Source organism: Microcoleus sp. AR_TQ3_B6, from assembly GCF_036702785.1.
Lineage (GTDB): Bacteria > Cyanobacteriota > Cyanobacteriia > Cyanobacteriales > Microcoleaceae > Microcoleus.
Genome location: NZ_JAUBVJ010000139.1, coordinates 1 through 14,417 on the forward strand (window position 1 = coordinate 1; position 14,417 = coordinate 14,417).

11 protein-coding genes are annotated in these 14,417 nt (G+C 44.3%); 2 read left to right on the top strand and 9 right to left on the bottom strand.

Translation table 11 applies throughout. The annotated features are described in order from the left end of the window. Positions 1-172: 172 nt before the first annotated feature. From QUB56_RS34725 to QUB56_RS34740, 4 genes are all read right to left on the bottom strand, one after another. On the bottom strand, positions 173-1,564 hold the full coding sequence (locus QUB56_RS34725; RefSeq protein WP_332960907.1) for an ATP-binding protein: 1,392 nt from the start codon (positions 1,562-1,564) through the stop codon (positions 173-175). A gap of 157 nt (positions 1,565-1,721) precedes the next feature. Beyond that, complete coding sequence (locus QUB56_RS34730; protein ID WP_332960908.1) at positions 1,722-3,059, bottom strand: ATP-binding protein; 1,338 nt, start codon at positions 3,057-3,059, stop codon at positions 1,722-1,724. Between the two features lie 53 nt (positions 3,060-3,112). Then, complete coding sequence (locus QUB56_RS34735; RefSeq protein ID WP_332960909.1) at positions 3,113-3,496, bottom strand: response regulator; 384 nt, start codon at positions 3,494-3,496, stop codon at positions 3,113-3,115. After that, positions 3,493-6,432, bottom strand: a complete 2,940-nt coding sequence (locus QUB56_RS34740; protein WP_332960910.1) for an ATP-binding protein — start codon at positions 6,430-6,432, stop codon at positions 3,493-3,495. The genes QUB56_RS34735 and QUB56_RS34740 overlap by 4 nt, the downstream gene beginning before the upstream one ends. A gap of 959 nt (positions 6,433-7,391) precedes the next feature. Between QUB56_RS34740 and QUB56_RS34745 the strand changes: the two genes are divergently transcribed. Then, positions 7,392-7,559: a hypothetical protein gene (locus QUB56_RS34745; RefSeq protein ID WP_332960911.1), complete on the top strand. Its 168-nt coding sequence runs from the start codon at positions 7,392-7,394 to the stop codon at positions 7,557-7,559. Between the two features lie 305 nt (positions 7,560-7,864). Here QUB56_RS34745 and pirA read toward each other — a convergent pair whose 3' ends face one another. Together pirA and bioF are read right to left on the bottom strand one after the other, a co-directional pair. Then, positions 7,865-8,014: an arginine synthesis PII-interacting regulator PirA gene (gene pirA / locus QUB56_RS34750; protein WP_332960912.1), complete on the bottom strand. Its 150-nt coding sequence runs from the start codon at positions 8,012-8,014 to the stop codon at positions 7,865-7,867. A 295-nt stretch (positions 8,015-8,309) separates the two neighbouring features. Continuing rightward, on the bottom strand, positions 8,310-9,482 hold the full coding sequence (bioF, locus tag QUB56_RS34755; RefSeq protein ID WP_332960913.1) for an 8-amino-7-oxononanoate synthase: 1,173 nt from the start codon (positions 9,480-9,482) through the stop codon (positions 8,310-8,312). Between the two features lie 66 nt (positions 9,483-9,548). On the opposite strand from bioF, the gene QUB56_RS34760 reads away from it, so the two are divergent. Then, a complete protein-coding gene (locus QUB56_RS34760) occupies positions 9,549-10,484 on the top strand; it encodes an exopolyphosphatase (RefSeq protein WP_332960914.1) in 936 nt (311 codons plus the stop codon). Positions 10,485-10,637: 153 nt separating this feature from the next. On the opposite strand, the gene QUB56_RS34765 is transcribed toward QUB56_RS34760, so the two are convergent. The 3 genes from QUB56_RS34765 to QUB56_RS34775 all read right to left on the bottom strand — a co-directional run. Then, positions 10,638-10,871, bottom strand: coding sequence for a hypothetical protein (locus QUB56_RS34765; RefSeq protein WP_332960915.1), 234 nt, complete (start codon positions 10,869-10,871; stop codon positions 10,638-10,640). 11 nt (positions 10,872-10,882) lie between these two features. After that, on the bottom strand, positions 10,883-12,004 hold the full coding sequence (locus QUB56_RS34770; protein WP_332960916.1) for a glycosyltransferase family 4 protein: 1,122 nt from the start codon (positions 12,002-12,004) through the stop codon (positions 10,883-10,885). Between the two features lie 216 nt (positions 12,005-12,220). After that, positions 12,221-14,417 (bottom strand): chloride channel protein (locus QUB56_RS34775; protein ID WP_332960917.1); only part of this gene is annotated, 2,197 nt, incomplete at its 5' end.

Consider the following 14,417-nt stretch of genomic DNA (forward strand, 5'->3'; position numbering starts at 1 on the left):
CATTAGTCATTAGTCATTAGTCATTAGTCATTAGTCATTAGTCATTAGTCATTAGTCATTAGTCATTAGTCATTAGTTATTAGTTCAAAACTTCCGCAACGGGCACATGGTGAGGGTGAGGGGGCGATATTAGATTTTACCAGACTTTACCCGGATTTTTATTTAATTCGCCTTAACTCGCCTTCATCTGTACCCGAGCGCTCTGCTTAATGGGAATCTCAATCACAAATTCTGCACCTCTATCGGGCTGCGAAAAACACTTCAAATCTCCGCCGTGCTTCTCCACCACAATCTGATAGCTGATCGATAATCCCAAGCCAGTGCCCTCACCCAGAGGTTTAGTTGTGAAAAAAGGATTAAACAGCCGATTTCTTACATCGCTTCTCATCCCCGGCCCATTATCTTTAAAACTGATTCTTACCCACTCGCGATTCAGCATAGAAGTAGCAATCGTAATCGTCCTAGGCTCGTTTTTAATTTGCTCCGGGCTGGGTTCTCGATCGTAGTGATTCAAGGCATAAATGGCATTGCTTAGCAAATTCATAAATACCTGATTCAACTGACCGGCATAACATTCTATTTGGGGCAAATCTCCGTATTCTTTAATAACTTGAATAGGCGAAGAATTCGGCTTAGCCTTGAGCTGACTCTGCAAAATTACTAAAGAACTGTCGATTCCCTCGTGAATATTAACCGGTTTCATCTCCGCTTCATCTAGTCGCGAGAAGTTCCGCAACGTCAGCACAATCTGACGGATACGTTCTGCCCCCAATTTCATCGAATCCAGCATTTTAGGCATATCCTCTTGGATAAACTCCAGCTCTATTTGCTTAATTAAAGCTTCGATTTCAGGATATTTATGGGCATCGTGCTGCTGGTAAAGCGTGATTAAACTCAATAGCTGATGAGTGTAATCATTGACATAAGTTAAGTTGCCATAGATGAAGTTAACGGGATTATTAATTTCGTGGGCAATACCTGCAATTAGTTGTCCTAAGCTAGACATTTTCTCAGTCTGAATAAGCTGAGATTGGGTGTGCTGTAAATTTTGCAGTGCCAGTTCTAGTTGGATGGCTTTTTCTCGCTCTCGCGCTTCCGATTGCCGCAATTTATCCTCTCTTTCTTGGCGGGCGCGCTCGTTTTCCTTAAGCTGTTGCACATGGGACAATGTTTTGTTGATTGTAATTTCTAAATCCTGAAAATCTATAGGCTTTGTCAAAAAATCAAAGGCCCCGCCGTTCATTGCCTTTCTGATATTTGCCAAGTCGCCATAGGCAGATATAACTACTGTTTTGACCATAGTAACTAGCTCGTTAAGTTTCGCGAGCAAAGCCATACCATCCATGACTGGCATATTAATGTCTGTCAGTACAATATCTATATCCGGCTGCTCTCGCAATGTTGAAAGCGCTTCTACGCCATTATGTGCAAAAAAAACTTGATATTCTCCTGTGCGGATCTTTTTTCTAAATTTCTGGCAAATTAAAGATTCTAAATCTGGCTCGTCATCCACAAATAATATTTTAGCTGGCACAGTGCAAGCCATTTCGGTCGTAGGCGACATTTTTGGAACTCCTGGGATTCATTAAGTTATCCGACGAGTAATTTTTATCTACTTTACGTCCTATTATAGATGATTTCAGGAGTCATGAAAAGGCTGACTTCTACAATGGCAAACCCGACGGCTGGAATAGGCTCTGAGTTTGATAGAAGTCGATGGATTAGCTAAGGTCGAGTGCCGGCCTAGTTTGTCTGATAGGAATTTCTATCCAGAACTCTGATCCCTGCCCCTCCTCGGAAAAACACTTCAATGCGCCCCCATGCTTCTCCACTATAATTTGGTAGCTGATATAGAGACCCAAACCAGTACCCTCACCTACAGGCTTAGTAGTAAAAAAAGGTTCAAAAATACGGTCTTTCACCTCGGCGGTCATTCCTCGCCCATTGTCCCGAATTTGAATGACGACACGGGACTTTTCCTCTAGCAGAACAGTGCGAATAGTCATGGCGAGTTGGCGAGCCAAGATGTCATCTAGCGACCGTTGTTTGTTGTACTCATTCAAAGCATCAATCGCATTAGAAAGAATGTTAATAAACACCTGGTTTAGTTCTCCAGCATAGCATTCGACTAAAGGCAGAGCGCTGTACTCCTCGATGACTTGAATCTCTGGACGCGCTGTCGTTGTTTGAAGTCGATTATGCAAAATCAGCAGGCTGCTTTTGAGTCCTTCGTGAATATCGACAGACTTTATGTTAGCTTCATCCAGCCTTGAGAAGTTACGCAAAGACAAAACAATCTTGTGAATGCGGTCAACACCACATTTCATGGAAGCCAGAATTTGGGATAAATCTGCTATCATAAATTCCAAATCTATGGCTTCGATTTCAGTTTGAATCTCAGAACAGGGAGGGGTGTACTGCTGCTGATAGAGATGCAGCAGGTGCAGTAGGTTTTGGATATAATCACTGACGTGGCTGATATTGCCGTAGATAAAGTTGGCGGGGTTGTTGATTTCATGAGCAATCCCCGCAACCAGTTGACCCAAAGAAGACATTTTTGCAGTCTGAATCAGTTGAGCTTGGGTCTTTTTTAGCTCTTGCAGACTTTGTTGTAAATCCTGAGCTTGTTCTCTAGCCCACGCTTCTGATTGCCGCAAATTCTGGTTTTCTTTTAACTGTTGCACATCGCGCAGCGTTTTGTTGATGGTAATTTCTAAATCCTGAAAATCTATCGGCTTGGTGAGAAAGTCAAAGGCACCGAAGTTCCTCGCATTTCTTATATTTCTTATGTCGCCATAAGCTGATATAACTACTGTTTTGAGGGGGATATCTATCTGATTAAGTCTAGAGAGTAAAGTCATGCCATCCATTTCAGGCATATTAAGATCCGTCACTACCATATCTAGATCCGGGTGTTCTTTCAATCTTTCCAGCGCTTCTACGCCATTATGAGCAAAAAAAAGCTGCCATCCTGCCGTGCGGATATGTTTTTTAAATTTTTGGCCAATCAGAAATTTTAAATCAAGCTCGTCATCCACAAATAGTATTTTAATTGGCATATTTTTATCCTCGAAGTCTTGTGTATGCAAGTTGTTTTATTTTTCTTACTAAGCTAATTGTGGATACTCCATATTGTGAATATTTTTTCTTTTAATTCGTCAAAATTAACGGGCTTAATAATATAGCCATCCGCTCCATAGTCCATAGCGATTTGGTAATTCTTATCGTCTCCATAAGCGGTAATCATGAAAACTTTGAGATTGGGAAATTTTTCTTTGATAAGCTTCAGCAGTTCTAGCCCGTTCATACCAGGCATATTAATATCAGATAATATCAAGACAATAGACGCTTTGTCCTGGGTTTCTAAGTAGTCTAAAGCTGCCTCTGCCGACAGGGCAAAATAAAACTGAATTTGCCCTGCTTTGATTTCTTTTCTAAATTTTTGCTTGAACAGTGACTGGATATCTTCTTCGTCGTCTACCACCATTATTTTCATTTTTTTAAGTCCTTAACTTCTGCTAGTTTTTTGGGAAAGGTGATTATAAACTCTGTGTATTTTCCTACTTCTGTTTCGACTTTTAGTTCTCCACGATGTTGCTGGACGATAACATCGTGGCTGATAGAAAGACCTAGACCAGTACCTTCCCCAGCAGGCTTTGTAGTAAAAAAGGGATTGAAAATTTTATCGAGTACATCGGGCTTCATACCCGGGCCGTTATCGCGAATGCGAATTTCAACGGTCGAGTCCAGATTTCGAGTTCTGACATCAAGCTGGGGTGAAAATTCTTCTCCCATTTCTTGTTTCTTTTTGTGGGCTGCATAGCAAGCATTGTTAATAATGTTAAGAAAAACCCTGGCAATGTCTTGTGGCACGACCTCTACTTCGCCAATGTCATTGTCATAGTCGGTTTCTATGGTAATGTTAAAAGCAGCTTCCTTCGCTCGCATCCCGTGATAGGCTAGATTGATATATTCGGCTAATAAACTATTTATATCTGTAGCTTCCCAGTGACCGCTTTCTCCCCTGGAATGCAAAAGCATATTGCCAACGATTTTGTCGGCTCTTTGACCGTGTTGATTGATTTTTTTTAGATTAGCGGTGAGATCGGTTAATAGCTCAGCAATATACTCACTTGTTTCTGGTTCTAACCGTTCAGTTTGATTTTCAATTTCTTGCAAAAGTTCTTCGGTTAATTCAGCAGAAAGTTCTGAGAAATTGTTGACAAAGTTTAAGGGGTTTCTGATTTCGTGGGCAATCCCTGCGGTTAAACTGCCGAGAGAAGCTAGTTTTTCTTGGACAACAATTTGATTTTGCATAGCTCTGAGATTTGCTTCTATCCGCTGGCGCTCTTCAATCTCATTCTGCAGTTGCTGCACAGTATGGGTGAGTTGAGATGTACGATTCTCGACTTTGATTTCTAGTTCCTCATTAGCTTTTTGTAGGGCTTCTTGGGCTTGCTTGCGATCGGTGATATCGCGCACGATCGCCACATATTGTTGCAGATCCTGATTGGAAAGGGAAGCGTCTTGGGAAAATCGGTCTGAGATAGCAACTTCCAGAATGCGCGAACTACCATCGGACAACTTGAAAGTTTGTTCGCTACGACTGAGCCACTGCTCTGGGTGAACCCCTAATCCCGGCAATAATTTGTTCAGGTAAGACCCAATTAACCTAGGAGAATCTATTCCGAAGACGCTTTCAGCAGCGGGATTAGTTTGACGAATTATACCCTTTTCATCCAGCACTACAATAGCATCTAGGGCAATGGTAAAGAGCTGTTCTGCTCCCTCTCTTGCTTCATCCATTGAGACGACTTGCGGTAAACTCGTCCAACAGGCAACGGCCACCCCAATAAAAGCAACTGTCACGAGTAGCACTACCAATAAATTCAAGCCAACAGTAGAGTTAGCATATAATTTGAAGCCAAAAATCCAGCCGATAGTAACGGCGCTGACGATCAGTAAGATTAAAACGACAACCTGAGACGCTACAAAATCCGGGATTTTGCCCTGGCTGCTATTGCGGTAAAGCCGAATCCACCACGATGGATGGAAAGGGGCAAAGGCAATGCGACTCATCCCTGCATCGACTGCTAAAACCGCAAGGGGAAAAAACAATCCAATGATAAAGTCTTGCCAGCCCCAAGCCCAGCCTCCCACGACTAGAACCACCGCATCTACTACGAAAAAGCCCAGGGACCACCAAGGCCACCGAACTTCTGGCTTATCCCGGCGCAGCCACAGTGAGAAATGGAACATCATCAGGCAGACAACTAAGCCAACATTAGTAATCGCCACCAGCCGAGGAATATTTCCCCAAGCTAGACAGATTAAACTGAGAACCAAAACTAAGACAAGCCCAAATCCAAATACACCCCGTCTGGATACAACTGCGAATGTTGGCGAAATATGTCCGTCTACGGCAAGTTGGTACAACATCCGGGGGCAGTTGGAAACAATAGTCGCGCAACTCAGAAGACAGCTAGCGACTACCAGAAAGGTGACAAGGGTGGGAACCCAGGGCCCCCACAATACCTGACAGGCAGCTAATACATTCAAGAATACGTCATCTTTCAGACCTGGAGCGGTAGCCAAGCGCATCAGTACCCAGGCACCTCCCAAAATAACAGGCAGCATCCCCAGTGCGGAAGTTTTGAGAAACTGCAAGGTTTTAGTAGGGTTGCGGCTATCGGCTACAAAACTGGCGGCGGAGTCACAGCAGTAGAAGATGTATGTACCGAAGTAAAACCACTTAGCCCAGTCAATAAAGGTGAATTGTGGCCAAGTGGTGGGGAAAAAGCCGGGACTGTTTGGGGAAAAAGCTAACCAGAACAGACCATGAATGGAAAAAACGGATAATACGCCGACTGTCGGCAACACAAAAAAGGCGTGCAGAATACTTAAGGCGCGGGTGCCGCTGAATGTCAAAATGAAGGGTAGGAGCGTGAAGGTAATATTTAGTAAGACTTCAGGACAGCGAAGACCTAAACTATTGAGGTTGACTTTGATTAGCTGCGTCAGTACGATCGCAGAAATTGGCAGTGTTGCTACCCAGCTTAAAAAGTATCCGATCGCCGCATAGCTTCCCAGACCAGGATAATTTTTCAGCATTTGAGCCGTATAGTTGGGCGTTCCCCCAGCCATGTCTGGGAAATACTCGCCGATGCGTTTTACCTGTAGGTTGAGCATCATACCCATGATGATGCCGGGCAACCAGACGAAGATGGCGCCTTGTCCCATCCCTGCCTGGATAACTGTGGCGATAGTAAACCAATTGGCGTGACCGGTGAGCCCAAAACCCCAAGTTTCTAAGGCACTCAGGCTTCGGGGCAGCCGCATGAGCGATCGTCTATTCAGATTTTCTCTTAGGGAAGGCTGAGTTGGTTCTGAGTGGTAGCCGTTTTCCGGCTGGTGTCGGGTGTCTGTCGCCATCAGTTTTACCTCTTATTTTGGGGATTTTTCTGTCGCGACCCTGATTTTCTTCAGCTTGAGAGATTTTAACTTTTTTCCGTTAAGCATTTTTGCTAGTCTTAAGTTGTGGCAAAGCTGCTTTTCCCAGTAAACCATGAAAATCTATCTCAATCCATCTTTAATATAACCAGGACTTACGCAACTGCCACATATCCGTGTACCAGCACCCTAAATTTAGACAATAAACATCAGACAATCGGGAATTTTTAGTGGCTCAATGGAATGATATCATTTCCGGTTACACCGTCCGTGATGTTGACTGTTGACTGTTGACTGTTGACTGTTGACTGTTCACTGTCAACAGTCAATAGTCAACTCGAATTTACTATTCCGATGCTAACGGATTTGATATGATTTGATAGAATCCAGTGTTTAATTTGATATATTATTTGACCAGTTTTATCGGCTAAACAACTTACGCAACTGCCACATATCCGTGTACCAGCACCCTAAGATTAGACAATAAACATCAGAAGGTCGGGAATTTTTAGTGGCTCAATTCAATGATTTGATAGAAGCCAATGTTTAATTTGATATATTATTTGACAAGTTTTATCGGCTCAAATTTTGAGCGCTAACCCACACCAGTTGATGGTAAGTAATAGGATTTATTTGAATTCTAGCTTGACGACACTGGCAATATTCTATATCGGTTAGTTGCTTGATTTCCCTAGGAAATTGCTCAATTTTCCAACGAATAGCACACAATTTTTGTACGTCCTGCGTGCTGGCTGGAGTTTTGTCCTTAGTCGCGACTCTCAACTTGTCAGTGTCCCGGACTGGTTAAGGTCATGGGTGAGGGGGCGAGCAACCCCTCACCAGGTGCCAGTTTCGTAAGTCCTGACCTTATTAGCAGGGTGCGATCGCGCCCTGCACTTTACTACTACAGATAGTGTAAAAATATAGCCTTTGTCAGTAATATGAGGTACTATCTGGCATCGGGCATGGGGCATCGGGCATGGGGCATGGGGCATGGGGCATCGGGCATGGGGCATGGGGCATCGGGCATCGGGCATCGGGCATCGGGCATCGGGCATCGGGCATACCTCACCACGCGATCGAACCGCTATAAAAGGAATTCAGCGTAAGTCCTGTTCTGGTTTTTTCCCTCTTCCTTCTGACTTCATAACTTACGCAAAAAATGGTTCAATCCGCTATTGGTAGAGTCTGTGTGCGCGGTCCGGCGCACCCTATAGATAAAGTTTGTGCGTCCTGGACTGTTCCCTCTTCCTTCTTTCTTCTCAATAAAAAACCTCGGTTTCTTGAAGAAACCGAGGTTTTTCCTACCAACTAAGAGAGGAATGAAAAGTTAACAGGTAGTGGTTGCGGGAATTCTGCATTTCTCGCACAACCCTCTAAACCAAACTACGGGCAAATTCTAGTGGCAGCTTCTTTAAAGCTGTTTCATTTCCTCTTCAAGCACCCGAACCAAATCTTGGTTCCCACTGGATCTAGCTACTTCTATGCGGTGCATCAGTTGCTTGTGAATGTTAGCGCGGTGGGTTTCTGCTACTTTTTTTACGTTTTGACGATTTGTGTTCATGGTGGACGTTCCTTATATTTATTTTGGTGTACCTGCTACTTCTCTAATATAGCGCTAAATTTCAAAAAGTATCTAAATTTACCAAAAGTTTATAGTTGTTGACCGATCGACCACAATAGTGTATAATCATCGCCATAAGTCAATAGAGATATCTTGACAATCAAAAAAAAATGTAGAAAGCTAGAGCTGCAGAAGGCTAGACTGCATTCGGCAGAAGGGATTCGGCACAAGTATAAATTCTCCCCATCTCCCAACATTTACTCAAGGGGTAAGGTACTTATGGCGCACCCAACATTTACTCAAAACTCAAAACTTCCTCCAGCGCCTCTACCAACTGCTGAAGGTGTGCGAGCTCGTGAGTTGCCATCAGCGAAATCCGAATTCGACTCACGCTTACAGTCGGAGGCCGAATCGCGGCAGCAAAAATACCCCTCTCCTTGAGTTTGCTGCCGACTGTTAAAGCGGAGGCTGCATCTTTTAACGGAAGACTGAAAATTGGGGAGAGGGAATTGCTAATTGGTAATTGGTGATTGGTAATCGCGCAATATTTGAAAGTTTCGATATTTTGTCGCAACCGAACTCGGCGTTCTGGTTCTTGCTGTACAATTCTCACAGCTTCCAAAGCAGCCGCGGCGTCAGCAGGCGTCAAGGCTGTAGTATAAATCCAACTCGGAGCTCGATTGCGCAGAAAATCAATTAAAGCAGCAGAGCCCGCAACGTAGCCGCCTAAACTTCCCAAAGCTTTGCTGAGTGTCCCCACTTGAATCAGCGGTGTTCCCGTACACCCGAAATGTTCTGCACAACCGGCACCGCTAATACCGAAAACTCCTGTAGCGTGAGCTTCATCTACTAATACCATGCAGTTAAATTTTCCGGCCAAAGCTAACAACTGCGGTAGCGGACACAAGTCCCCATCCATGCTAAAGACGCTATCGGTAATAATTAAACACTTGCGGTATCTCGCCCGATTTTGCTCTAACTTGGCTGTTAAATCCTCAAGATGGCAATGACTGTATTCTAGGGCAGTTGCACCGCTGAGTGCGGCTCCGTTTTTCAGGCTCGAATGGTTGTACTTGTCAGATAATATTAAATCGCGCTTGCCGACAACGGAGACGATCGCCCCTAAATTCGCCAAATATCCCGAACTGAAGACTAAAGCATCTTCAGTTTGTTTTAAATCAGCAATAGCGAGTTCTAGCTGTTGGTGCAAATCGCGGTGTCCGCTTAGCAACCTCGAACCCGTCGCACCGGTACCAAATTCCTTAGTTGCAGCCATAGCTGCTTGAATTAACCTGTCATCGCCGGCAAGTCCGAGATAATCGTTGCTGGCAAAGTTAATCAGCCGGCGGGCTGCTAATTTTACCACAGCCCCGGGGGAACTTTCGATCGATTGTGGCGATCGATGCCAATGGGCGCGGCGAATAGTGTCGAGGGACTTCTCTATCCAAGCGTAAGGGTCAGAATTCATATTGGAAAGCGATCGGGTAATAAGTTATATTGTCTTATAATGATTCCCTGCCTATCACAGAAGCATATGCCCCTCACTAAAAAATACAGATTAGTCACCCGCAGCGATTTTGACGGTCTTGTCTGTGCCGTTTTGCTCAAAGAACTCAATATGATCGACGAGATTAAATTCGTGCATCCTAAAGATATGCAGGATGGAAAAATCGAAATAACAAATAACGATATTAGCACTAATTTACCCTATGTTGAGGGAGTTCATCTAGCTTTCGATCACCATTTCAGCGAAACTCTCAGACACGACAAAATCAAAATCAACCACATCATCGACCCCTATGCAGCTTCCGCAGCTAGGGTGTTGTACAAATATTATGGAGGCCAAGCAAAGTTTCCTGATATTTCTCAGGCGATGATGGCGGCAGTTGACAAATCAGATTCCGCTCAATTTACCAAAGAAGAGGTTCTGCATCCGGAAAAATGGGTGCTGTTAAACTTCATAATGGACGCCAGAACCGGGTTGGGAAGATTTAAAGAATTTACAGTTTCCAATTATCAGTTAATGATGCAGTTAATCGATTACTGCAAAAGTCATAGCATCGAGGAAATCTTGCAGCTTCCTGATGTGAAAGAAAGAGTAGACCTCTACTTCGAGCAAGAAGAAAAATTTAAAGATCAAATACAGCGCTGCGCCCAAGTTTATAATAATTTAGTTGTTTTGGATTTGCGCAACGAAGAGGTGATTTATGCGGGGAATCGTTTTGTAATTTACGCTTTGTTCCCCGAGTGCAATATATCGATTCACGTACTTTGGGGACTTAAACAACAAAATACTGTTTTCGCCGTTGGTAAATCAATCTTTAACAAAACTTCTCAAACCAATATTGGGGAGTTAATGTTAAAATATGGTGGAGGCGGACACCAGAATGCCGGAACTTGTCAGATTGAGAATGATCGAGCTAGTAAAATTTTGAAAGAGTTAATTGCCGAGATACAGCAAAATGGTTAAATAGGCTTGATCTTTTTTGCAGTCAGGACTTGAGTCTTTGATTATTTTAATTTTCAGGACTTTAGTCCTTATTACAAACGGGAATTTTCAGGACTAAAGTTTTTACGGCAAACGGGAGTTTTCAGAACTGAAGTCCTTACGGCAAACGGGAGTTTAGTCCTCAAGGTTTTGAGCTGGCGAGTTCTGGGCATTGAGATTTTCTGAACTCTTGCCTTTGACTGGCGGCAAATGGTCTACCAAACCCATCTCAAAAGCGATATCCGGCAACTCATCAGCATTATATTTTCCTGGCTCAAACATTCGCCCGGGAGTAAAACAAGGCTGTTTCAATCGTACCACTTCCCCGGGTGAAAACATTCCCCTAAACATTTTGCGTTCGAGTCCCATAATTTCCGCTCCTAAAACAATTCTCGCATTAATCTTAGCAATTTTTGAGCCACAGCTTCCCAATTAAATAAATCCGCCGTCTCTCTAGCTTTTTGACCTACCTGAAAACGCATCGGGTCTTCAACAATTTTTCGCAACTGTTCGCGAACAGACTGAACATTTGGTTCTGCCCAATGAGGAGCATTTGTGATTTTTAGAGACTGAGTATCGTAACACTTTCGGACGGGAATTAGATCGTAAGCAATGGGATAGCAGTTATCAGGATTGGCGTACTCAGTCGGACCGCCGTACATAGTCATAGCGACGGGCAAACCTGCAGCAAATGCATCCAAAATTTTAATCGCAAAACCCTCGCCGCGAAACGGAGCTAAAAAAGCATCGGCTGACAAGTATAAATCAGCTAGTTCTACTTTATTATAAAATTTAGGTACGATCATAATTTTTGGCTTTAACGTGCCAAATTGTTTTTCGATATTGACGAGATGCTCCACTATAACACCTGGATTTTTGCCGCCATCTTTGATAATTAACTCTACGGTGGAATCATTTTTAAACTCTTCACAAAAAGCTTGAATGGCGAGATCCGTGCCAAATCTATACAAATCAAAAGAATTGGTCATGTGCAGAATATACTTTACATCTTTTTGGGTTTTTTGCGGTCTGGGAACATAGAACTGCGAGATTAAAGGATTGAAACCTAGAGGCATGACTGATATTTTGTCAGCCGGACATCCAGCATTAATTAAAACGTTTTTAGAATATTGGCTGACGGCTAGTTTGTGGGATAAGTTATTGACAGCATCGTAAATCCAGTAATCATAATTATCAGTGTTTTGGGCGAATTCGTAATTGATCGCAAAAAGTTCTAAGTTGAGATGTCCCTTAAGTTCTTTTAAAAAAAAAGGTTTCCAGTAATGAGACCATTTGATGTGAAATAAATCTGATGGTGGGGTGTTCATCCACTTCTCTAGCAGGTCGTTTTCTTCGGGTGTGGAATTGCGGGTGAGGTGAGAGGCAATTGTCGAAGGTTCGACAGAAATAGGAATTCCTATTTTGTCTAATGTTTTCGCCAGGGATAGCGTAATGTCGGCGAAGGAGTTAAAGTGTTGAAAGCTAACGTTAAAGTGAACCATATTTATTAGTTATGAGTTAGTTGTTATTAGTTCTTTGTTAGGAGTTCTTAGTTAGGAGTTTTTAGTTAAAAGTTATTAATTATTGGTTATTAGTTATTGAGGCAGAGCCTGCGGGTATGTATTCCCAGGCAGAGCCGGGGAACAAGACTGGAAGACTAAAATACCAAGAAATAACAACTAATAAATAACACATAACAAATAACAACTAACTAATGACTAATGGGCCGATCGCACTAAAATAACTGTACAGTCGCACCCGCGCGCCACAGCTTCCGGGATGTTCCCCTGAATCACCTGCTTCAGCAGCCCTTCGCGACTCGCTCCCAGGACGATCGCATCGCACTGATCGTTCTGAGCCAAATCAATTAAAGCATCAGAAACCGATTTAGCGCAAACCGAAGTCGCTATTATCGAACAGCTAATCCGGCGCTTGATAAACTCCGCTGCTTGCTTTAATTCCCCCCTATCGGGTTCTGCAACAGAAGGCTGGTGAACCTGACACAATTTTATCTCCGGTACAGCACTCGCAGCCACCAAAGCCGGTAGCAGCCGCAAAGCGGCAGCTTGCTTGTAACTGCCGCGAATAGGCACCAACCAGCGGTGCAAACCCATCAGCGTGTGCAGCCCCAATTCTGGCCCTGGAATGTCTGAATTCGGCGGGGAAAGTTCCGTCTCTGGAGTCGCTGATGAAGAGGATTTCGCCAATGCGGGATTATCTGCGCCGTCAACTCCTTCGGGATTTAACTCCCATTCTACAGACGCATATTTCCGCCCGCTGAAAGTGGGGGAAAACTCATTTTTCTTGCGTGTGGCTAATAGTTTTTCGCTCCACTTCACCAAAACCACTTCGCAGCCGGCTTGCCGAATCACGGTATCGACAACATCGCCAAAAATGCGTTCTTTTGTGGATAATTCGCCTTGCCAGCCCATCAAAATTAAATCGATGTGGCGCTCCCTAATTGTCTCCAAAATCGCGTTAGGCACGTCATGAGCTACCCGTATTTGAGTGTGAACCGGCAAGTTCCAATTGCGAACAATTCGCTCGGCTTGTTGCAGCAGGCGGCGGCTTTTGGTTGTCCGCACTGCGCTTTCTGAGGGGGAACTGTTGCGCGGTACTAAGATGATTTGCAGGCATTCTAATTCGTAATTGCGATCGCGCGCAATGGCCGCGGCCAGCCGCAGCAAAGCGGGTGCTGTTTGGGGGTTGGAAAGCGGCACTAATAAGCGGCCGTTTCCGACTTGCGGGGCCCTGGTTTGATAGACAACATAGGAAGGTTCTGGATGCGGGCCCTGGCTTGTTTCTCCGCTGAGGCGATCGGATTCAACTCGGATAATGTCGCTGCGGGTAATAATTCCCACCAAACGCCGGCCTTCTATGACTGGCAAACGGCTGATATTGTAGTTGTTTAGCCTGTACAATACCTCGCTTAAAGTATCCTTTGCTTTGACTGCGATCGGCCCTACAGTCATAAATTCTTTGAGCAGGGAGTTGCCGGACAAATTGCGCTCGCTGGCATTTGCCAAATCGGTTTGACTGACAATTCCGACTAATTTGCCATCTTCAACGACTGGAAATCCTCGGTGGTGCGATCGCGAAAAAGCCTGCATCACTTCATCGAAAGTCAGCATACTCGAAAGAGTTTCAACTCGGCGCTGCATCACGTCATCTGCGTGCAAGTCGCTCAAAGTATTGCTGGCAGCTTTTGCCTGCGTTAGTTGAATGCCGTTAAACTCCAAAAGGCGATCGTACAAAGAGCCATTATCCACCTTTTCCGCGACTAAATAAGCAACTACAGAACAAATCATCAAAGGCAGCACTAATTTGAAATCCGCCGTAATTTCAAACACAATTACTACCGCAGTAATCGGCGCCCTAGAAACCGCACAAAAAAACGCTCCCATTCCCGCCAAAGCGTAAGTTACGGGCAAACCGACGCCCAGGAAATCTGCCTGCACAATCCCCACCATGTGACCGAGTGCAGAACCGAGAACTAGGGCGGGGGAAAACAATCCTCCCGGGGCTCCAGAAGCAGCGGAAATAATTGTTAGAAAAAAGTGAGCTACAAAAGCGATTAAACTCATCATACCGCTTGCTTCACCAGTCAGCAAAAACTCTCGCAAACCCGTATTGTTGCGGAAATTATCTGGGAGAAAAGCTATTACTGAACCGCAGATTATGCCAGCTAGAGCCATTCGTGCCGGCAAAGCTAATTTGAGCGACCGCCTGTTAAATTGCAAGCTAGCAATAATCCCTTTGGTGAACAAAGCTCCCAGCAATCCCGCTAAAACTCCTAACAGTATGTAGAACGGGATTTCCTGAGCATCAAAACTGGTTGGGTACGCGCGCAGGTTCAAACTTAAACTATCGCCGCCCAAAAGCTGCGAGACAACTGCACCGATAAATGAAGCGATA

Excerpts from the sequence above, each read along its gene's own strand:
- QUB56_RS34725 (WP_332960907.1), bottom strand. The coding sequence starts at position 1,564 with ATGTCGCCTACGACCGAAATGGCTTGCACTGTGCCAGCTAAAATATTA.
- QUB56_RS34730 (WP_332960908.1), bottom strand. The coding sequence starts at position 3,059 with ATGCCAATTAAAATACTATTTGTGGATGACGAGCTTGATTTAAAATTT.
- QUB56_RS34735 (WP_332960909.1), bottom strand. The coding sequence starts at position 3,496 with ATGAAAATAATGGTGGTAGACGACGAAGAAGATATCCAGTCACTGTTC.
- QUB56_RS34740 (WP_332960910.1), bottom strand. The coding sequence starts at position 6,432 with ATGGCGACAGACACCCGACACCAGCCGGAAAACGGCTACCACTCAGAA.
- QUB56_RS34745 (WP_332960911.1), top strand. The coding sequence starts at position 7,392 with ATGAGGTACTATCTGGCATCGGGCATGGGGCATCGGGCATGGGGCATG.
- pirA (WP_332960912.1), bottom strand. The coding sequence starts at position 8,014 with ATGAACACAAATCGTCAAAACGTAAAAAAAGTAGCAGAAACCCACCGC.
- bioF (WP_332960913.1), bottom strand. The coding sequence starts at position 9,482 with ATGAATTCTGACCCTTACGCTTGGATAGAGAAGTCCCTCGACACTATT.
- QUB56_RS34760 (WP_332960914.1), top strand. The coding sequence starts at position 9,549 with ATGCCCCTCACTAAAAAATACAGATTAGTCACCCGCAGCGATTTTGAC.
- QUB56_RS34765 (WP_332960915.1), bottom strand. The coding sequence starts at position 10,871 with ATGGGACTCGAACGCAAAATGTTTAGGGGAATGTTTTCACCCGGGGAA.
- QUB56_RS34770 (WP_332960916.1), bottom strand. The coding sequence starts at position 12,004 with ATGGTTCACTTTAACGTTAGCTTTCAACACTTTAACTCCTTCGCCGAC.